We start from the raw sequence: 19,092 nt of genomic DNA on the forward strand, positions 1-19,092 counted from the left end.
ATTAAATTTTCATAATGTGATCTTGTAGCATGCTCATTCCATTTCTTTGTGCCATATTCTTATCACGATAAATCGCCGCAACGACAGCAACGTGCCACACCAGGGCGCTGTCCACCGGCAGACGTCGGCGCTGCCGACGCACTGAAGACCGCTAACCCGAAAAGGAGAACGGATATCGACTACATCCATATCAACACCAAGCCGTAAACCTCTTTGACCGCCATTGCTTAGCGTACCCTGCCTTGTGCTGAGCAATTACACAAAGAAGAAAATCATTTAATTCAGTTAGATACGACAGCACAGGCGTGATAAATCCTGACTGGGGAGATGTATTTTTATCTTGTGTCGTTCAACAAAATAAAGGGACTACCATGTCATTTATAACAAACCTGAACCAGCAACAGAGAAAACGACTTCATCAGATCACCTTAGTGGCCACCTTCGGCGGCCTGCTTTTCGGTTACGACACCGGCGTTATCAACGGCGCTTTTTCCTCACTGAAGCAGTACATGGCGCTGACCCCGACTACCGAAGGGCTGGTGATGAGCGTCCTGCTGATCGGCGCCGCGCTGGGCAGCGTGTTTGGCGGCAAGTTTGCCGACTTCTTCGGCCGGCGCAAATATTTACTCTTCCTCTCTTTTATTTTTCTTATCGGCGCCCTGCTTTCCGCCGCAGCTCCCGATATCACCACCCTGCTGATTGCCCGCGCCCTGCTGGGCTACGCCGTCGGCGGCGCGTCGGTCACTGCCCCCACTTTTATTTCGGAAGTGGCGCCTACCGAGATGCGCGGTAAGCTGACCGGCCTGAATGAAGTCGCCATCGTCATTGGCCAGTTGGCGGCGTTTGCCATCAACGCGATCATTGGCATCATCTGGGGCCATCTGCCGGACGTCTGGCGCTATATGCTGCTGGTACAGGCCATTCCCGCTGTCTGCCTGTTTGTTGGCATGTGGCGCGCGCCGGAAAGCCCGCGCTGGCTGCTCAGCAAAAATCGCCACGAGGAAGCGCTGCATATTCTCAAACAGATCCGCCCGGCGGAACGCGCGCAGAAGGAGTATGACGACATCTCCACCCTGATCAAAATTGAAGCCGGCAATAAGTACAGCGCTCAGGGCACCTTCACGACTATCCTCAAAACGCCATGGATCCTCAAAATTTTGCTGGTCGGTATTACCTGGGCCGCGTTGCAGCAAACTACTGGGGTTAACGTCATTATGTACTACGGCACGGAAATTCTGAGTGCCGCCGGCTTCTCAGAACGTACCTCGCTGATCTGTAACGTGCTGAACGGTGTCTTCTCCGTCGGCGGTATGCTGATTGGCGTGCTGTTCCTTGTCGACCGTTTCAAACGTAAGACGATCATTATCTACGGCTTTGCCATTATGGCCACGCTGCACCTGATTATCGCCGCTGTCGATTACACCATGGTGGGCGATCTGAAAGCCACCGCCATCTGGCTGCTGGGCGCGCTGTTCGTCGGTGTGATGCAGGGTTCCATGGGCTTTATTACCTGGGTGGTATTAGCTGAGCTGTTCCCGTTGAAATTCCGCGGGCTGTCGATGGGGATCTCGGTATTTTTCATGTGGATCATGAACGCGGTGGTCAGCTACCTGTTCCCGCTGCTGCAGGCGAAACTGGGCCTTGGGCCGGTCTTCTTCATCTTCGCAGCCATCAACTACTTAGCGATTCTGTTCGTGGTCTTCGCCCTACCGGAGACCTCCAATAAATCGCTCGAGCAGTTAGAAGAAGAGCTGTCAGCGAATCATGAGGGTAAAAAATCTACGCGTCTCACCAGGGAGGTTGGCTATGATCGATAACATCACGCTGGATAATCTGCATATCGGCTGCAAGGCCAGTAATAAAGCGGAAGTGATCGCTATGATTGGCGCGGAGTGTAAAGCCAAAGGATATGTGAATCAGGAGTGCGTTCACTTTCTGCTGGAGCGTGAACATCAGGTTTCCACTTTTTTGGGGAATGGCATCACCTTGCCACATTTGCCGAAATCCGCGACGGATATCATTCTCAAAACCGGCATTGAGATCTTTCAGTTCCCTGATGGCGTTATCTGGGATCGCAGCAACGTGATGTTTATTGCCATCGGCGTCATCGCGAAAGAAAAAGAGCATATTGATGTGCTCAAAGAAATTGCCTCGATATTTAGCGATGAACTGATCGCTAACGCGCTGTCATTAATTTCAGACAAAAATGACTTCCTGAAAATTCTGCAACATAATGCCTTGCCTCATTAGGTATGACGCCAGCCGGAGCCTTGGCTCCGGCTGTTTCAGACCACTCCCGCAAGCGGCCAGCGGTGAATAGTGAATAGGTTTTAATTTAGCTGGTGATAGAGCCACATAAAATAATAACAATGGAAATTACCGTCATATTGTTAAATGGGCCATGGAGAATATTTCACTGCCACAATAAATTTTAAAAAACACCTATAAAAACAAGTGATTTCGTTTTTTTACCCACCATTCTCTACGCCTTTCCATTGCCATGCTGCGATCGCTGCATGCCAGTGATTACTGCGCTATTCCATTAATTTTGATTTATATCAATACCTCGTCGGGCATTAAACTGCATTTTACAGCGCGATTATTTTGGCAAGGTGTATACGACATTGGTTTTACGACTTGGATATTTCTTTAGCCGTCCCTCAAGCCTGTGGGGATGGTTGATGTGTAACGCGCTTAACGGCATCGCGATTGTGCTTTGCTTTCGCGCGATAAGCATCGTGACGGGCTTTAGCGAAGTGGTCTGGCAGGTCATCATCACGCTGGCTATTATTATATCAACCTGGTACAGCGCTAATTATTTCGCTGCGCTGGAAGCTCGACGCGATAAACGACGCTTTATGCTGCTGGCCTGGGTGGTCATCACCATTCTGTTAAATTTCATTCACCTTGGCGGTGGTTAACGCTGTTAATGCAAGGATCATCTCATGACGCTGGCGATGCTGTGGGTGCTTATCAGTCATCATAAAGGGCTGACGCTGTTACTGATCGTGGTTATTGCGCTGGTGCTTATTGCGCTCATCCCGCTGGTAAAAAGGCTGTTGCGTAGCATCAACGGCGATCCCTGACCGTGTCCTGATGGCCGCCGACAGGCGGCCATGTATCCTGCGTTTTCGCTTCGCCCCCCCACCAGCCCCGTCCGGTATCCCACGCAGATCCAAAGCGCACAAAAGAAATGAGAACCATTATCAAACAAGCTGTGTTACCGTGTCAGCCCAACAAAATGACAGCTCAAAGAATACAGGGGGTTAGACAAGGTGAAGCGGAATTCAAGGAGCATCCGGGCGCGCGGGCTGCTGACGCTGGCGGTTGGCGTGCTCTTCTACAGTAGCGGTAGCACCGCCCGACCGGATCTTCAGCCGCTGGGGCCAAACATCGCCGATAAAGGGTCAGCGTACTATCATTTTACGCAACGTCAGTATGACTCCGCCGATGGCGAACGCCACTACCGGGTGTGGACTGCCGTGCCGGACAAAGCCCCGCCCGCCGCCGGCTATCCTGTGCTGTATATGCTGGATGGTAACGCGGTGATGGATAAGCTTAACGACGCCCTTCTGCAGCAGCTCTCCGCCGGCTCCCCGCCGGTGATCGTCGCTATCGGTTACCAGACAACGCTGCCCTTCGATACCGCCGCCCGGGCCTGGGATTACACTCCTCCGCTAAAGGCCTTCAAACCGCAAGTCGGGAAACCCGCGCTGCCGCCGCGAAAAACCGGAGGTAATGACCTGTTTCGTCAGTTGCTGACCGAAACAATGGTGCCGCAAACGGAAGCTAACCTGAAAATAGATCCCCACCAGCGCGCGATCTGGGGCCACTCCTACGGCGGGCTGTTTGTGCTCGACGCGTGGCGGAAGACCTCGCTGTTTCACCTCTATTATTCGGCCAGCCCGTCGCTGGGCCAGGCGCAGGAATCTCCGCTGAAGGGCAGCGAAGCTTTAAGCGCCACCGCCTTCATCGGGAAATCGCTGTATCTGCTGGAAGGTGATGGCAAAGCTGCCCGGGAACCCACCGGCCACGTGGCCTCCCTGAGTCTGTTGCGACACACTCAGCAGCAGCTGGCCGACAAAGGCCTGACGGTGGCTTTCTGGCGCTACCCTGGTATGACGCACGGTCAGATGTTTGACGTCTCGCTGCAGTCGGCTCTGCTGCATCTTTCCGGGCAGGCTCCGCTGGCGCATCAGTAATGACGCAGCGCCCACCCGCAGCCGGTGGGCGTATCAGGACGACGGAGGCAGGTGTTTAATATCCACCGGCTCGCCGAACAGAAAGCCTTGCATCTCGTCACACCCCTCCTCTTCGAGGATCTGCAGTTGCCCGGCGGTTTCCACCCCCTCGGCGATAAGCGGTGTATTAATTGAATTTCCTAGCGAAATGATGGCCCGCACGAATGAGCGGACCTGGGGATTACTCTCCACATCAAGCATAAAACTGCGGTCGAGTTTAATCACGTCGAAATGAAAATCGCGCAGCATGCTCAGGGAGGAGTAGCCGGTACCGAAGTCATCGAGTGCGATGCTGATCCCCATTTTTTGCAGATGATGCAGGACGCTAAAGGCCAGCTGCTTATTGATGATGAACGCCGTCTCCGTCACTTCAAACTCGAGCAGGCTGACCGGATAGGCGGTACGCATCAGGATCTCGCGGACTTTTTCAATAAAGCTGCGGTGACGCAACTGCACCGGCGAGATATTGACCGAAACTTTTCTGTTGAGACCCTTTTCCAGCGATTCGTTACACACCTGCTCGAGCACCCAGTAACCTAAGGGCACGATGGCGCCGCTCTCTTCGGCGATGGGAATAAACACGTCAGGCGGGATCGGCCCCAGCTGCGGATGCTGCCAGCGCAGCAGCGCCTCGTAACCGGTGATCCGGCGATCTTTGATGTTGCGGATAGCCTGATAGTGGAGCGAAAATTCTCCTGCGTGAATACCGCGCCGGATGTCGGCGGCCATCATATTGCGCTGCCGCGTCTTGTCATCCATTTCACGTTCGTACCAGCAAATCTTGTGGTCGAGACTGCTCTTTGCCCGATACATGGCCAGATCGGAATTGCTCAGTACCGTGTTAATATCCGTACCGTCCTCCGGGTAGACCGAGATGCCAATGCTGGCGGAGAGAACCACTTCCGTCGCGGCAAACGTCTGCTTACCGCTGAAGCAGTGCCAGAGGCGCGCAGCAAAGGCATCCACTTCACCCTCATCGGCAAAAGGTTTAACGGCCACAAACTCATCGCCGCCAAAGCGCGCGACCATCTCCTCCTTCTGCAGCGTTTTCAGCACGGCGCCTGCCACACGCTGCAGCAGCTGGTCACCAATCAGATGGCCCTGCAGGTCATTAATCTCTTTAAACTTGTCTAAATCGATGGTGAAAATGGCAAAGCGGCGGGCATCATTACCGGTGATCAGCTTTTCCACCCGCTCAAAGAACTCCACCCGGTTAGGTAAACCAGTCAGCGCATCGTAGCGCGCCATCCATGCGATGCGGTCATTAATCGCTTTTTGTTCACTGATGTCACGAGTGATTTTGGCAAAACCCAGCAGGGTGTTCTGCTCATCGCGGATGGTATCGATCATGACATGCGCCCAGAATCGGGAGCCGTCTTTGCGGTAACGCCAGCCTTCCCCTTCGAACTGCCCGCTACGCAGGGCGATTTCCAGGTTTTTCGCCGGTACACCGGAGAGTTGCTCAGCTTCGCTATAGAAGAGACCGAAGTAGCAACCGATGATCTCGTCGCTCAGGTACCCTTTTGCCCGGCGGGCACCTTCGTTCCAGCTGATGACCATACCGTCAGTGCTCAGCATGTATATGGCATAATCTTTAACACTTTCAATAAAGTGACGATAGGCGATATCCGTCAGGTGATCGTTACTCATGGTACAGCGCTCTCTGTGGCTCGGTCGTGGCAAAACGCACTAGATATAGCAGAACAACGCCCATGATGAATACAAGGTTAAGACGTTTTGTTGCCGCCTTTCTGGCCCTGGCAACCGCAGATAGCGCGCCAGACAGCTCTGTTAAGCGTAGTGGAATCCACTGCGCCGGGTAATGACAATCTGACGATTTTTGCACTTAGGTCGCCCACTAATAGTTACTTTTATTGATTAAAAAGTTTGATTGAAAGAATAAATAAAAGGAGTAATGTTAATAATACTTTCTATGGAGGTTAAATATGTTGCGTGATTATTTAAAAGTGGAAAAAGAAGACCAGCTTGTTGAACAACAGAGCCGTCATGACAATAGCCAGCATTATTCTGCGGTGACTGAATGGGTTATTTTGAGTAAAGATGGTCAGCGTAAAGGTCGGGTATCCCTGTTCGACCGTTTCACCACCCGCCGCTCCTGGAGCGACAGCTTTCGCATTACGCAGTTCGATAATGCGGGTAAAGTGGTGGTGGATAAACTCACTGACGCGCTGTAACTCCCCCGGATTCCCGGCCTGACGGGAGAATATTCATACGCAAAATTAACACCTGCATTAAATATATTGATGCGCCGCGCTTCGCCGCCGTCATGTTATTTTCATTCTGCATACCGATAATCTAATGGGTATTTTCGCCATGGTGAATGGCGCGAATGATTAACCCGAAAAAAATGCTGAAAATAAGCCCGCTGGTCGGGCTTTTTTGCGTGGGCCTCTCGCCTCCCCCCCGGTCACGACACAAAATGCCCATGACATCCCGTGCCGGTCTGTATACGATGCATATACGAATCATATATGGACTGTCTCTATGGGAATCGTCAAAATCTCCGATCTATTGCACGATGATATTCGTGATGCCAGCAAAGCTATGTCCCGCTCCGTCAATGCCCAGGCGGAATACTGGATCCGTCTGGGCATGATGAGCGAGCTCTACCCCGAGCTTAACCACCAGCAGATCAAACTGCTGATGCTGAAATCCGGCTCTGACCGTCTGCTGGAGGTAATCAATGCCATCAATAATCATTAAAACCGCCGATGAACTCGCACGTCAGCGCCATGCCGGCCAGCTGCTGGCGTCGGTGTTTGATATGCTGGATACCTTTATCGTTCCCGGCGTAACGACGATGGCGATTAACGATCGAGTGGAAGATTTTATCGTCAACCAACTGCATGCCCGCCCGGCCAGCAAGGGGCAATACGATTTTCCCTATGTGTTGAACACCTCCATTAACGATGTGGTGTGCCACGGGATCCCCAAAGCGACCGAACATCTGCGCGCCGGGATGATTGTTAACGTCGATATCACCCTGGAGAAAGCGGGCATGATTGCCGACTCCAGCAAGATGTACCTGATAGGCGACGTCTCCCCGCTGGCCCGCCGGCTGGTAAAGACCACCTATGAAGCGATGTGGAAAGGCATTGAGGTGGTGAAACCTGGCGCGACGCTGGGCGATATTGGCCACGCTATTCAGCGCTGGGTCGAGGACCATGGCTACAGCGTGGTCAGAGAATATTGCGGTCACGGCGTCGGCCAGGAAATGCATGAGGAACCGCAGGTGCTGCATTACGGCCGCCCCGGGGAAGGCGCCGTGTTGCGCGAAGGAATGGTGTTCACCATTGAGCCGATGGTGAACCAGGGCGACAGCCGCATCAAAACCAAAAAAGATGGCTGGACGGTCGTCACCCGCGATAAAAAACTCTCCGCGCAATGGGAGCACACCGTGGCCGTCACCGCCAACGGATTTGAGGTGCTGACGCTACGCGACGACGAGCAGTCGCGGATCCGCTAAGTTTTCTTCTCCCGGCATAGCCGACATTTCTCGCTGGCGAGTACCTCTCTTCGTCAGCGCACTTTATTCCCTGGCCTCTATTGCCCCCCGCGTTCTCCACACCGCGCCGGGAGTGTCTGCTTTACTCCTCATAAAGTTAATCATAAAACGATAAAAATTTATTGTAAAACGATAAACACCAGGCTAACCTGCGCTCACTTTAACACCAGGGAGAAACGGTATTCCCTCACCTGGATGTCGTACCGCGTTAAGGAGAAAACATGCGCTGGAACCGCTATCGCCGGGACAGACAGATCATTGCCGCCGTGCTGGTTTTTACCGTCATCGTGGCGGCGGGGATCGCCCTGCAGCCCGGCTTTCATCCCCCCAGCTCCCGGACGACGGGGGATAAACAGCTGGTCTCGATATTAACGCCCCTGCTTAATGGCGCCCGCGGACAGGTCGCCGCAGCGCTGATTACGCCTCAGGGGGTGCGCTACGGTCTGTGGGGGAGCGAGTATACGACACAGTATGAGATCGCCAGCCTGAGCAAAACCATGACCGCCAGCCTGCTGCTGGAGGCTATTCGCCGCGGCGAAGTCACCGCGCAGACGCCGGTGTCGGCGCTGGTCCCGGAGATTGTCAGCCCGGTGCGGGATGTTACCCTGGAGCAACTGGTTTCTCACCGTTCAGGACTGCCACCTCTCACCGCGTCGGTTGGGCAGCGGCTGGCTATTCTGAGCGATATTGCCCGGCGGCAGAATCCCTGGCGCTACGATCGACCCGCGCTGATCGCGATGATGAACCAGGCCACCCTGCAGCCGACGAAATGGTTTGATTATTCCAACGCCGGGTTTGCCCTGCTCGGACTGGCGCTGGAGCGGGCGTCCCATCGCGATTTTGCCACACTGATGGCGCAACGGGTCTTTGCCCCCACCGGAATGCAGGGCGCGGAAGTGGCCCGGCACAATACTCCAGCCTCGCCGACGTTTACCATGGGCTGGTCAGCCTCTGGTTTCCCTCAGCAGCCATGGGTGATGGACGCCTTCGCCCCCGCCGGCGGCGTCCGCGCCACGATTGTCGATATGGCGAAATATGCCCAGGCGCTGCTGGCAGGAAACCTGGCGGGCAGTGAAGGCATGCACTCCCTGTTCGCCACCGATGATCCCGATTCCCGGGTGGGTTATGCCTGGTTCACTACCCGCGTCCGCGGACGGGAGATCGTCTGGCATGACGGGCAGAGTGGCGGCTTTGCGGCAATGATGGCCTTCGACCGACAGCGACAGACCGCGGTAGTGATCCTCTCCGATACCGCCTGGCCGGTGATCGGACCTGCCATCAAGCTCTTACTGGCTGCCACCCCTGATGAACAGGAGGCGCGTAATGAACGGAATTGACATCCTCTGGGCGCTGTTAACGCTGTTGTCGGTGATCCTGTTTATTTCCGGCGACTGGCTGGCGCAGCGAAAAATACGCCTGCTCAATTATGTTTTGCTGGCGACCGGGGTTATTTATCTCGCCGAGGTTTTCCAGACCCTGCAGAATCTCGGCAAAATGGGCTACCTGTTTCGGATGCTGACCTGGACCATCCAGGCGTCGTTCATCACCCTCAGCCTCTACCGCGTCTGGACCTGTCCGTGGTTTGCCAGCCGTCGTCGCGGCGTCCGGGCGATGAGCGTTGTCTTCGCCGTGGCCCTTATGTCATGCTTGGCGCGGCTGGTGCTTTAATTATTCTCATCAATCAGGAAGGTAAATTGTGAAGCAATCCAGAACCCGGCTGAGTCTGGCTATTATTAGCGGCATACTGCCCCTCTTTTTTATGCTCGCCCTGATCGTGCCGCTGTGGATTTTCTTTACCGGCGAACGATATTTTCTTTCCACCCTGCTGCACTTTGCTGAAGTGCCGTTAACCGACAACCCGGCCCAGGCGCCGGGGATGGCGAGACGTTTGCTGCTGCTGGCCCTGCTGTATCTTCCGGCCGGGCTGTTCGCGTTCGCTATCTGGCAGGGCATGAAGGTAACCCGTAGCGTCCGCCAGCGCAGCGTGCTCAGCCTCTCCCTGGCGCACAGCGTTCGTTACATCGCTCTGGCCATGGTGGGCATGGGGATCCTGTTGCCGGTGTGCCGCTTTCTGATCCCGCTGCTCGCCTGGTGGCCGCAGCCTTATTATCAGGTGGTGTTTCTGCTCAGCGACGGGGGGCTGCTTCTGACAGGAAGCTTGCTGTTTGTGACATTTCACGCCATGCTCCACGGGATCCGTGCTGAAGAAGAGAATAAGGAGTTTATTTAACGATGGCTGTGGTGGTGAATCTGGACAAACTGCTGGTGGAAAAAAAGATGACGTCCAGGGCGCTGGCGGCCTTTGTAGGCATTACCGAACAGAACCTGTCGCTGCTCAAGTCGGGAAAAGTCAAAGGAATCCGTTTTGATACCCTGTCCCGCATCTGCGAGGCGCTGGAATGTCAGCCCGGTGATATCCTCGCCTGGGAACCCGACTGAGGCGATACTCTGCTGTCGGACGACGGCAAGGATTGTTTTCATGAAATGTACTCTACGTGCGCGTCACCCCAGTAGTCACTGCTGACGCGCGCTGAAACCGCCCACCGCGTTACCCTTTACGTCCTGCATCCGCTTACCCTTCACCGCGTTTTTCTTACCTTAGCGATAGCGAATAATGACATCCGCTTCACTGTGCTGTGCATTTCGCCAGTGGAGACTGACCTCACCGCGATCATCCGGCATGGCATAGCGAGGGGGGTTGTCTGTCAAGGCGACCTGTTCCGGTGAACGGTGCTGGCACGAAACATCGATACGATTGCGCTGCGGCGCGATAAGACAGGCCGGATTGATGACACGTCCCGAAAAATGAACCTGACCGGAGAGCGCAGCAGACGACGCCAGCGGTGCCAGACACAGACATATTAGAGCGAGACGGAGCGGAGACATAGCAATCTTCCTTGATAGCGAGTGACACTGCGCGGCACAGAATCGTTCTGTGCCATCCAACCTGCGGCTTCCTGCCGCGATCTTCACGCTACGGCAAAATAGCGGCAGCGTAAACGATTATTCTGCCCTCTCCGGTCAACTGCCGGGAATAACAGCAACTTTTTGCCAGAACTTTGCCAAAACAGGCGTCCCCGGGAAATAATACATTCTGTATATAGAACCCAATTACAATATTAAATGAGATTATACTTACACCAAAAAATAAAGATTGTTACAGCTTAACACACCTTATCCATGGGCCTTTACGACGTTCTCCGTATAATCCCGCCCCCGACGGCAGTATACATTAGTGATGCTTACCGTTTTTTGTGAACAGAAATAAAAAACATGCATTAAAAATGTTAAACGATTTAATTAACTTGTGATTATTTAATAAGGTTTGAGTATGAAAGAAAAAGGCACCCTGCTGGTTGTGGGTTCACTGCTGGCCTTCAGTCTGGCTACTGTGACCCCCGCCCGCGCGGCGGGCACACTGAATTTCACCGGTAAAATTATTAACGAGTCGTGCCAGATCGCCAACAACGGTGGCGATGTGAATGTCGATTTTGGCAACGTCGATATGTCGGCGCTGAAATCACATGAAGCGAAAACCGCAGAAACACCGTTTACCATCAACCTGACCGGCTGCCCGCTGGCGCAGAATATCAGCATTAGCCTGGAGGGTACCCCGGACACCAATGCTAACGGCACCAGCGCCGCCGTGCTGGCGCTCTCCGATGCCGCGGATACCGCCAAAGGGGTGGGCATTGAAGTCTTCTCTTCCCCTGACGGCTCAACGGAAGGCACTCAGTTGACCTTTGACAAACAGAGCAAAACGGCGGTTTCGCAAGCCGACGAAAACGGTGATATTGCCTTTAATTTTATTGCCGATCTGAAGAGCGATTCCTCCCTGGATGTCACCGCCGGCAATATTAATGCCACGGCCAATATTGATATTGTATATGAATAGAATGTGCTGATTGCCGCTTTTACCGAGGGCAGCATCCCCTGCCCTTATTTTCATTCCTCGTGACCGGATCCTCAATTATGCAGTGTTATAAAATGGCTTTTTTCCTGAGCCTTCTCTTTTGTCCGCTCCTGGCGTCTGCTGCCGGGGTTGCCATTGCCGGCACGCGTGTCATTTATAATGAACAAAGCCATGAGGCCGACATCACGGTAAAAAACACCAATCCTCACGATCCGGTACTTATTCAGAGCTGGGTAGACGATCTGGCTGATAATAATAAATCACCGTTTATCGTCACCCCACCATTGTTCCGTCTGGACGCCGGAGACAGCAACGATCTGCGCGTATTATTAACCTCGGCGCAACTGCCAAACGATCGGGAAAGTTTGTTCACCCTGAATATCAAAGTGATTCCTGCCAATACCGCGCCGGCTGGCGAGAACATTCTGCAATTTGCTATTAAGAATCAACTTAAGCTCATTTATCGCCCGGCAGGACTCCCGGGCTCGGCGCTCGACGCGGCGCAGCACCTGCGCTGGCACGTCAGTGGCAACCACCTGCAGGCGGAGAATGCCTCCCCCTATTATGTGACTATCACCACGCTCACCTGCGCGGGCCAGAACCAGAAAACACCGCTTGAGCACAGCGTGATTGCCCCTCACAGCCGTGAAGAGTACGCCCTGCCCGGCGAGGCCTGCACCCGCCAGGTGAGCTGGCGCATTTTGGATGATTTTGGCGCTGTGCAGACGTTTAGCGCTCCCGTTTCGGCGCACTAAAAGCCTGATGTCGCGATGCGCCACGGCCCGGCTCATACCGTTACCGTCGTCAGCCTCTCCATCCTGCTGGGCGGACAGAGCGCGCCCTTGCACGCCCAGGCGACCTTTAATATGGATCTGCTGGAAAAAAACGACCATTTGCCGGCGGTGGATCTGCAGCGCTTCAATCAGCAAACGAGCCAGCCGCCTGGCGACTATCCGGTCAGCTGGCAGGTCAACGGCGTCACCCTGGATGCCCGTAAGATCATCACGTTTCGCCAGAATGACCGCGGGCAGCTGACGCCCTGCCTTAAGCCGGAAGATCTGCTGCAGGGCGGTGTTAATCCGGCCGTGCTATCCCAGGCGTCCGGCGCAACCTCCCGCTCATGTCCCGAACTCGCCACGCTGTTGCCGGGCAGTACGGTCAATTTCGATTTTGCCCATCAGCGGCTGGCAATGACCCTTCCCCAGGCGCTGATGACGCGCCAGGCGAGGGATAATGTTCCTTCTGCGCTGTGGGATGAAGGTATCAGCGCCTTTCAGAGCAATTACCGCTATTCAGGCGCCAGCCAGCGTACCCGCGAGGGCAACACTGAGCGCGATAACTATCTGATGTTGAAAAGTGGCGTGAACGCCGGCGCCTGGCGCCTGCGCGCCAGCAACAGCCTGACCGCCAACAGCGACGATAAGCCCCACTGGACCACCAGCGGCGCCTGGCTTGAGCGCGATCTGACGCGCTGGCGGAGTGAACTGACGCTCGGGGATACCTTCACGTCGGGCGATGTGTTCGACGCGGTACAGTTTCAGGGAATTGCCCTCGCCTCCAGTGATGCGATGCTCCCGGACTCGCAGAAAGGTTTTGCCCCGACCATCCGTGGGATAGCCAGAACCAACGCCCAGGTCACGGTTCGGCAAAATGGCTACGTGCTGTATCAAACCTACGTCACCCCTGGCGCGTTCGTGATTGACGATCTTTATCCCACCGCCAGTAGCGGCAATCTTGAGGTTGCCGTCAAAGAGTCGGATGGCGAAATCCGCCGCTTCACCCAGCCGTATGCATCGGTCACCAGCATGCAACGCGAAGGCAGCCTGAAATACAACCTGGTCGCCGGGCGCTATCATAGCGACGATGCCAGCCAGCGGCCGCTGATGATGCAGTTGTCGCTGATGCGCGGGTTCGCCCACAACCTGACGCTGTTTGGCGGACTGCAGAGCGCGGCGCAATATCATAACCTCTCGTTCGGCGCGGGACAGGGGCTGGGTGATGCCGGGGCGCTCTCGCTGCAGCTGTTAAACGCCTGCGACCAGCACCAGCAGGATCCGATCGATGGCCGGGCCTGGCAGCTCCAGTACAGCAAAGGTTTTGATCGTCTTGGCACGCAATTCACCTTCACCGGCTGGCGTTATTCGCATCAGCGCTATGCCACGCTGAGCGAGGCGTATTCCAGCCCGGATCCCGACGACGACTCGCGGGATAACGACAACAAAAAAACGACCCTGCAAATCACCGCCAGCCAGAGCCTGCCGTACGATATCACCCTCTATCTGAGTCTCGACCAGGACAGCTACTGGTCAGGGGGCGCCACACAGCGTACCGCCAATATGGGGATCAGCAGCCAGGTTCACGGTATCGCGTGGTCGCTCAGCTACAGCGATGCGCACAGTAGCGACGGTGACGAGGAGAATGACGTGCCGCACTCCGATAAAGTGGTGACATTGTCACTTTCAGTAGCGCTGAGCCACCTGCTACCGGGGAGCTATGCCGGCTATACCCTGACCTCCTCCCGCCACAGCGCCGACAGTCAGATGGTCAGTCTCAATGGCACCATGCTGGATAATCACGCGCTCAGCTACGCCGTCAGCCAAACCCTCGATCAGCAAAACGGGCACAGCGGCAGCCTGACGGCCAGCTACAGCAGTGGAAGAGGCGATCTGAATCTCGGCTACAGCCGTGACTCACAGGCCACTCGCCTGAACTACGGCGCCAGCGGAGGTATCCTGATTCACCGCCACGGGGTGGTCTTTACGCCGGAAATGAATGGCGCTGTCGTTCTGATTGACGCCGGTGGCGCCGGCGGTGTGACCCTCGCCAACCAGAGAACCATCGCCACCAATCGCGATGGATATGCCGTGCTGCCCTTCGCTACCGCCTATCACCGCAACGACGTCGCCCTCGACAGCCACTCGCTGCCGGAGAATGTGGATCTGGCCAACAGCACCGTGACGCGGGTTCCCACTAAGGACGCGGTGGTGCTGGCGCATTTTCACACCCACGTTGGTTATAAGGCGCTGTTTACGCTGCAGTCGCAGGGACAACCGCTGCCCTTTGGCAGCGAAGTGCACGCCAAAGACACCAGCAGCATCGTTGCCAGCGAGGGTCAGGTGTACCTCGCCGGCCTGGCGCCGAAAGGCACCCTGTATGCACAATGGGGGCCAGGCCCTCAGCAGCACTGTACTGCCCGCTACGATCTCACCCCGACGCTGGCGCAGACACCCCATCCACTCATTTTACAGCAGACGTTAACATGTCCTTTTTAACTCTCCTGCGTCGGGCCACCCTGACGCTGTTACTCGCCCTGTTACCCCCCGCCAGCGGATGGGCCTGTACGCCGGTGTTTGTCCGCGGCCAGGCCACCACCCTTCGGCTGAACGTAGGTCAACTCACCGTTCCGGCTGACGCCAGACCGGGCACCCCGCTGTATCACAAAAGTTTCGCCTGGAATCGCCTTAGCGACGGCGGCGAACAGTGGATCCGCTGTGCGGACGACCCGCGTGGGCCGTCGCCGCTACAGCTGAACAGTTTGCTGTCCGGGGGAGCGACGCGACCGACGGTTTATCAAACCAATCTCGCCGGCATTGGCGTTCGCGTATCGCTGCGCGCTATCGGCGGCTATGGCGGTTTTCCTGACCGGCCGACGCCCTCGCCGTTTAGCCAACGGGTGAACAATCCGGCCATATTGCCTGATGCGGTGTGGAAACTGGGCTATTTCCGCCTGACGATTGAGCTTATTAAAACCGGTCCCGCGGCGACACCGGGCGAGCTTGAGTATCACAGCGAGCACTTTTTAATGGCAGAGCATACCCCGCTGGCCGCGTTAGACTTAAGCGGCAGGGTCAACACCGCGGGATGTTCCGTGAATGACGCCACGCCAGCGCTGATTAAGCTGCCCGCCGCGATGCTTGACCACTTCGGCGGCGTCGGCAAAACCACCGGCGACACGCCTTTCGCGCTGCAACTGGATTGCAACAGCGCTGTGACTATTTCCCTGCGTGTTGACGGCGCGGAGCCCCTCACCGCCCGGGGGCATGGCGTTCTGCGCAATGACGCCACGGACGATCGGGCGCAGGGTATTGGTGTGCAACTGCTTTACCATCGCCAGCCGGTTTCCCTGAATCATGAGATGACGCTGGGCAGCGCGAGTGCGGGCCGGTTTATCCTGCCGCTCACGGCCCGCTACTACCAGACCCGTCCCCGGATCACCGCCGGTCAGGTGTCGGCCGTCGCGACCTATACCTTACATTATGACTAGGCGATGGAGAACCGACGGATGAAGGAATTGCTCTGACCCACGAATCGTAAGAGAATAGCCGCTACACGCGACGATCTGATTACACGGGAGTTCATCATCAGCCATTCTCGTCGATTCCCCTTAGCCAGCAAAGTGGCGCTGGCCGGTGCGGCCGTCATTGCCGTGGGCATGCTGTTCAGCTGCACCAGTAAGGCCCCTAAATCCCTTGTCACGACACCGAACACTACCGCCGTCAAAGCCAGCCAGACGCACCGGGAGCCGGTACGCGGCGTGTGGCTCACAACCGTGTCGCGCCTTGACTGGCCGCCGGTCGGGTCGATTATCGCCAGCACGCCGGAAAGCCGCATCACGCAGCAGAAGCTGGCGCTGATCGCCAAACTCGATAACCTGCAGCGCCTGGGTATCAACACCGTCTTTTTCCAGGTGAAACCCGACGGCACGGCGCTCTGGCGGTCGGACATTCTGCCGTGGTCCGATATGCTGACCGGCAAAATCGGCGAATACCCCGGCTACGATCCGCTGCAGTTTATGCTGGATGAAGCGCACAAGCGCGGTATGAAGGTTCACGCATGGTTTAACCCCTATCGTGTCTCAGTTAACACCAAACCGTCGACCGTTGCCGAGCTGAATAACACCCTCACGCAGGTGCCGGCCAGCGTGTTCGTCCTGCACCGTAACTGGATCCGCACCGCCAGCGATCGCTTTGTCCTCGACCCGGGCATTCCCGAAGCACGGGACTGGATCACTAGCATCGTCGCTGAAGTGGTGCAGAACTACCCGATTGACGGCGTGCAGTTCGACGACTATTTCTACACCGAAACCGCCTCTTCCCCGCTTAACGACAATGAAACCTTCCGCCGTTACGGACAGGGTTACGCCTCGAAGGGCGACTGGCGCCGGCATAACACCCAGCAGCTCATAGCCCAGGTTTCCACTACTATCAAAAAGCTCAATCCGAACGTCGAGTTTGGCGTGAGCCCGGCCGGGGTGTGGCGCAACCGCTCGCACGATCCGGCGGGGTCCGATACCCGTGGCGCGGCCGCCTATGATGAGTCCTATGCCGATACCCGCAGCTGGGTGCAGCAGGGACTGCTCGACTACATCGCGCCGCAGATCTACTGGCCGTTTGCCCGCGATGCCGCGCGCTATGATGTGCTGGCCAACTGGTGGGCCGAGGTGGTTAAGCCGACGCATACCCGGCTGTATATCGGCGTGGCGCTGTACAAAGTGGGTGAGCCGTCCAAAAATGAGCCTGACTGGACGGTGGATGGCGGCGTGCCGGAGCTGAAAAAGCAGCTCGACCTCAATGAAACTCTGCCGCAGATCCAGGGCACGATCCTGTTCCGCGAAAACAATCTCAATCAGCCGCAAACCCGGCAGGCGGTCAACTATCTGCGCAGCCGCTGGGGGCAACCGCAGAGCTAACCGCCAGCCGGCTTCGCTATAACGCCTGTAGCCCTTGCTGCAGGCGGGCGTGCAGCTTCAGCATATTCTCCGTAATGGCCCGCCAGACGTGGGTGGAAAAGTCCGCCGGCAGCGTCCGGCGAGCGCTTTCGATAGCCTGCGGCACATGCCCGGCAAACTCCTGGAGGATCGCCAGCATCTGCTCCCCAGGAAAGTTCACCGCTTTGGCGGTTGCCAGAAAATGACGCGGATAGATGGCGTTAATCTCCGTTTTCCGCCCTTTTGTGGCATTGAGCCCCATCGACAGCTTCAGGTCGCGCAGATGCAGTCCCGTGCCGCCCAGCACCGGAAACGCCGAAATGATGTCGTAGAACGGCGTTAGACGGTAGCTGCCGCCGGGCAGCAAAAAGAGCGAGAAGTTCTTCGCATGCCCGTCCGTTGCCCCAACCAGCCACTGAAAAACCATGAATTTCATAAAGTCTGCGCGATCTTTCAGGGCTTCACTGGAGCCCAGCAGAAAGGCCATGATTGCCGCAATACCCGGCCCGCCGTCAGATTCATATTTCATCGACGACGGGATGCCAAAGGCCTGACACAGATCCTCCTGCGGCAGACGCAGCAGCACCCGTCCCTCCTGCGCCCAGCGCCGGTCAAAGCGGGTCACCGCCAGCGCGCGGATCCGCGGCGTGGTGATAATCTCTGCCTCCGGCACCGCCAGGCCCAGTTCCCTGGCCAGCGCCAGGCACAGAAACTCGTTATCCACGCTTTCACGCAGATCCAGCGTCGCATTAGGCTGCTTTATCTCGCCGATGGGCAGTTTAATGATATGCGTGGTCGGCGTGGTGCCCTGCGGAATACACCAGTGCCCGCCCATCCGCAGCAGCGCCGTTTTCTCCTGGGCGCCGGCCACCGAGATACGGAAATCATCCTGGCCGGTAATCATCCCGAGAGGGATATCCGACTGGTAGGCGGTCAGCAAAGCGGTGAGCTGCGCCTCGTCCAGCGTCTGCCAGCGCAACCCCTCGAGGTGCGCCTCTTCCCCCGGCGGTAGCAGAGTCACCGCCCCTACGCTATCCCGTCCCACTTCGGCCAGCAGATCGAACGGCTGCTTCGAGCGCGCCTGATAGCGCCTGACGATCCGATCGCGGACCTGCGGGCTGTCGGGTAGCAGGTTATCAAAATAGTGATACACCGCGTCGGCGGTGATATTGCCATACTGCAGCGGCAGCGAGAGGGAGAGCGGTCTGGCGCGCGGGCTGCGCAGCCACTCTTCGTCATAGCGAAAACTGTGCGCCCCGTTAGCCTGGCGGGTTAAGGTGCCCACGCGCACATTGTTCATCCAGGTGGTAAGCGTCGCCATTACCAGTCAAGGTCCGTGTTGTTATCGGGAGCCGGCGCCGTCTCTGTGGCTTTGGCGTTCAGCGTCATCACCACCCCTAGCGACTGGAGGATCTTAAACAGCGTGGTTAAGGTGGTTTTGTCGGGGTGATTTTCAAAATTGGACAGTGTGGCCTGCTTAATGCCGATCCGCCTGGCCAGCGCATCCTGGGTCCAGTGGTTCTGCTGGCGCAGCAGCTTCAGATAATTGGCCAGCTGCACGGGACTGTATATCTGCGGGGAATTCATCGCCTTGTTCCTCACCATCATTTATCCCCCTATCGGGATAAATTTGGTTTTATACCCCGCAGGGGATAATGTCAAGATTATACCCTGGTGGGGATAGGTGGGTAATTATCCTTGAGTG

Annotated in this window: 21 protein-coding genes; 17 read left to right on the top strand and 4 right to left on the bottom strand. The window is 56.4% G+C overall.

Features of this window, described 5'->3' with window-relative positions; genetic code table 11:
- Positions 1–371: 371 nt before the first annotated feature.
- From DTA24_RS14770 to DTA24_RS14785, 5 genes are all read left to right on the top strand, one after another.
- Complete coding sequence (locus tag DTA24_RS14770; RefSeq protein ID WP_123836915.1) at positions 372–1,817, top strand: sugar porter family MFS transporter; 1,446 nt, start codon at positions 372–374, stop codon at positions 1,815–1,817.
- Positions 1,807–2,250: a PTS sugar transporter subunit IIA gene (locus tag DTA24_RS14775; RefSeq protein ID WP_008804904.1), complete on the top strand. Its 444-nt coding sequence runs from the start codon at positions 1,807–1,809 to the stop codon at positions 2,248–2,250. Before DTA24_RS14770 ends, DTA24_RS14775 begins: the two co-directional genes overlap by 11 nt.
- Before the next feature lie 431 nt (positions 2,251–2,681).
- A complete protein-coding gene (locus DTA24_RS14780; protein WP_012541738.1) occupies positions 2,682–2,921 on the top strand; it encodes a hypothetical protein in 240 nt (79 codons plus the stop codon).
- Between the two features lie 24 nt (positions 2,922–2,945).
- On the top strand, positions 2,946–3,086 hold the full coding sequence (locus tag DTA24_RS28210) for a hypothetical protein (protein WP_012541739.1): 141 nt from the start codon (positions 2,946–2,948) through the stop codon (positions 3,084–3,086).
- A 189-nt stretch (positions 3,087–3,275) separates the two neighbouring features.
- Positions 3,276–4,202 carry an alpha/beta hydrolase gene (locus DTA24_RS14785; protein ID WP_072125995.1) on the top strand — a complete coding sequence of 309 codons (927 nt, stop codon included), beginning with the start codon at positions 3,276–3,278 and terminating at the stop codon, positions 4,200–4,202.
- 33 nt (positions 4,203–4,235) lie between these two features.
- Here the strand turns inward: DTA24_RS14785 and DTA24_RS14790 are convergent, their stop codons facing one another.
- Positions 4,236–5,891: a putative bifunctional diguanylate cyclase/phosphodiesterase gene (locus tag DTA24_RS14790; protein ID WP_047666564.1), complete on the bottom strand. Its 1,656-nt coding sequence runs from the start codon at positions 5,889–5,891 to the stop codon at positions 4,236–4,238.
- A 296-nt stretch (positions 5,892–6,187) separates the two neighbouring features.
- Between DTA24_RS14790 and DTA24_RS14795 the strand changes: the two genes are divergently transcribed.
- The 7 genes from DTA24_RS14795 to DTA24_RS14825 all read left to right on the top strand — a co-directional run bounded on the left by DTA24_RS14795 (position 6,188) and on the right by DTA24_RS14825 (position 10,206).
- Positions 6,188–6,436: a hypothetical protein gene (locus tag DTA24_RS14795; RefSeq protein ID WP_008804908.1), complete on the top strand. Its 249-nt coding sequence runs from the start codon at positions 6,188–6,190 to the stop codon at positions 6,434–6,436.
- 310 nt (positions 6,437–6,746) lie between these two features.
- Complete coding sequence (locus DTA24_RS14800) at positions 6,747–6,965, top strand: ParD-like family protein (protein WP_002904808.1); 219 nt, start codon at positions 6,747–6,749, stop codon at positions 6,963–6,965.
- Positions 6,946–7,728, top strand: a complete 783-nt coding sequence (gene map / locus DTA24_RS14805) for a type I methionyl aminopeptidase (RefSeq protein WP_008804909.1) — start codon at positions 6,946–6,948, stop codon at positions 7,726–7,728. Before DTA24_RS14800 ends, map begins: the two co-directional genes overlap by 20 nt.
- Before the next feature lie 260 nt (positions 7,729–7,988).
- Positions 7,989–9,104 (top strand): serine hydrolase domain-containing protein, encoded by a 1,116-nt coding sequence (locus tag DTA24_RS14810; RefSeq protein ID WP_064170228.1) that lies wholly within the window; start codon positions 7,989–7,991, stop codon positions 9,102–9,104.
- The gene (locus tag DTA24_RS14815; RefSeq protein WP_022066170.1) at positions 9,091–9,435 is read left to right on the top strand and encodes a hypothetical protein; all 345 of its coding nucleotides are present in this window, start codon (positions 9,091–9,093) and stop codon (positions 9,433–9,435) included. The genes DTA24_RS14810 and DTA24_RS14815 overlap by 14 nt, the downstream gene beginning before the upstream one ends.
- 28 nt (positions 9,436–9,463) lie before the next feature.
- Entirely contained in the window at positions 9,464–9,997 is a 534-nt protein-coding gene (locus DTA24_RS14820; protein ID WP_046619755.1) for a DUF2975 domain-containing protein, read from the top strand.
- 2 nt (positions 9,998–9,999) lie between these two features.
- The gene (locus DTA24_RS14825; RefSeq protein ID WP_004205917.1) at positions 10,000–10,206 is read left to right on the top strand and encodes a helix-turn-helix domain-containing protein; all 207 of its coding nucleotides are present in this window, start codon (positions 10,000–10,002) and stop codon (positions 10,204–10,206) included.
- A gap of 159 nt (positions 10,207–10,365) precedes the next feature.
- Here DTA24_RS14825 and DTA24_RS14830 read toward each other — a convergent pair whose 3' ends face one another.
- Positions 10,366–10,653, bottom strand: coding sequence for a type 1 fimbrial protein (locus DTA24_RS14830; RefSeq protein ID WP_008804913.1), 288 nt, complete (start codon positions 10,651–10,653; stop codon positions 10,366–10,368).
- A 445-nt stretch (positions 10,654–11,098) separates the two neighbouring features.
- Between DTA24_RS14830 and DTA24_RS14835 the strand changes: the two genes are divergently transcribed.
- The 5 genes from DTA24_RS14835 to DTA24_RS14855 all read left to right on the top strand — a co-directional run bounded on the left by DTA24_RS14835 (position 11,099) and on the right by DTA24_RS14855 (position 17,369).
- A complete protein-coding gene (locus tag DTA24_RS14835) occupies positions 11,099–11,662 on the top strand; it encodes a fimbrial protein (protein ID WP_012968240.1) in 564 nt (187 codons plus the stop codon).
- A 77-nt stretch (positions 11,663–11,739) separates the two neighbouring features.
- Complete coding sequence (locus DTA24_RS14840) at positions 11,740–12,435, top strand: molecular chaperone (RefSeq protein ID WP_008804915.1); 696 nt, start codon at positions 11,740–11,742, stop codon at positions 12,433–12,435.
- 15 nt (positions 12,436–12,450) lie between these two features.
- Positions 12,451–14,952, top strand: coding sequence for a fimbria/pilus outer membrane usher protein (locus tag DTA24_RS14845; RefSeq protein ID WP_123836916.1), 2,502 nt, complete (start codon positions 12,451–12,453; stop codon positions 14,950–14,952).
- Complete coding sequence (locus DTA24_RS14850) at positions 14,940–15,944, top strand: fimbrial protein (RefSeq protein ID WP_123836917.1); 1,005 nt, start codon at positions 14,940–14,942, stop codon at positions 15,942–15,944. Before DTA24_RS14845 ends, DTA24_RS14850 begins: the two co-directional genes overlap by 13 nt.
- 132 nt (positions 15,945–16,076) lie before the next feature.
- Entirely contained in the window at positions 16,077–17,369 is a 1,293-nt protein-coding gene (locus DTA24_RS14855; RefSeq protein ID WP_012968243.1) for a glycoside hydrolase family 10 protein, read from the top strand.
- Between the two features lie 16 nt (positions 17,370–17,385).
- Here DTA24_RS14855 and DTA24_RS14860 read toward each other — a convergent pair whose 3' ends face one another.
- Both DTA24_RS14860 and hipB read right to left on the bottom strand, forming a co-directional pair.
- Positions 17,386–18,708 carry a type II toxin-antitoxin system HipA family toxin gene (locus DTA24_RS14860; RefSeq protein WP_008804919.1) on the bottom strand — a complete coding sequence of 441 codons (1,323 nt, stop codon included), beginning with the start codon at positions 18,706–18,708 and terminating at the stop codon, positions 17,386–17,388.
- Entirely contained in the window at positions 18,708–18,974 is a 267-nt protein-coding gene (hipB, locus tag DTA24_RS14865) for a type II toxin-antitoxin system antitoxin HipB (RefSeq protein WP_008804920.1), read from the bottom strand. Before hipB ends, DTA24_RS14860 begins: the two co-directional genes overlap by 1 nt.
- Between the last annotated feature and the right edge of the window lie 118 nt (positions 18,975–19,092).

Source organism: Klebsiella sp. P1CD1, from assembly GCF_003790505.1.
GTDB classification, from domain to species: domain Bacteria; phylum Pseudomonadota; class Gammaproteobacteria; order Enterobacterales; family Enterobacteriaceae; genus Klebsiella; species Klebsiella variicola.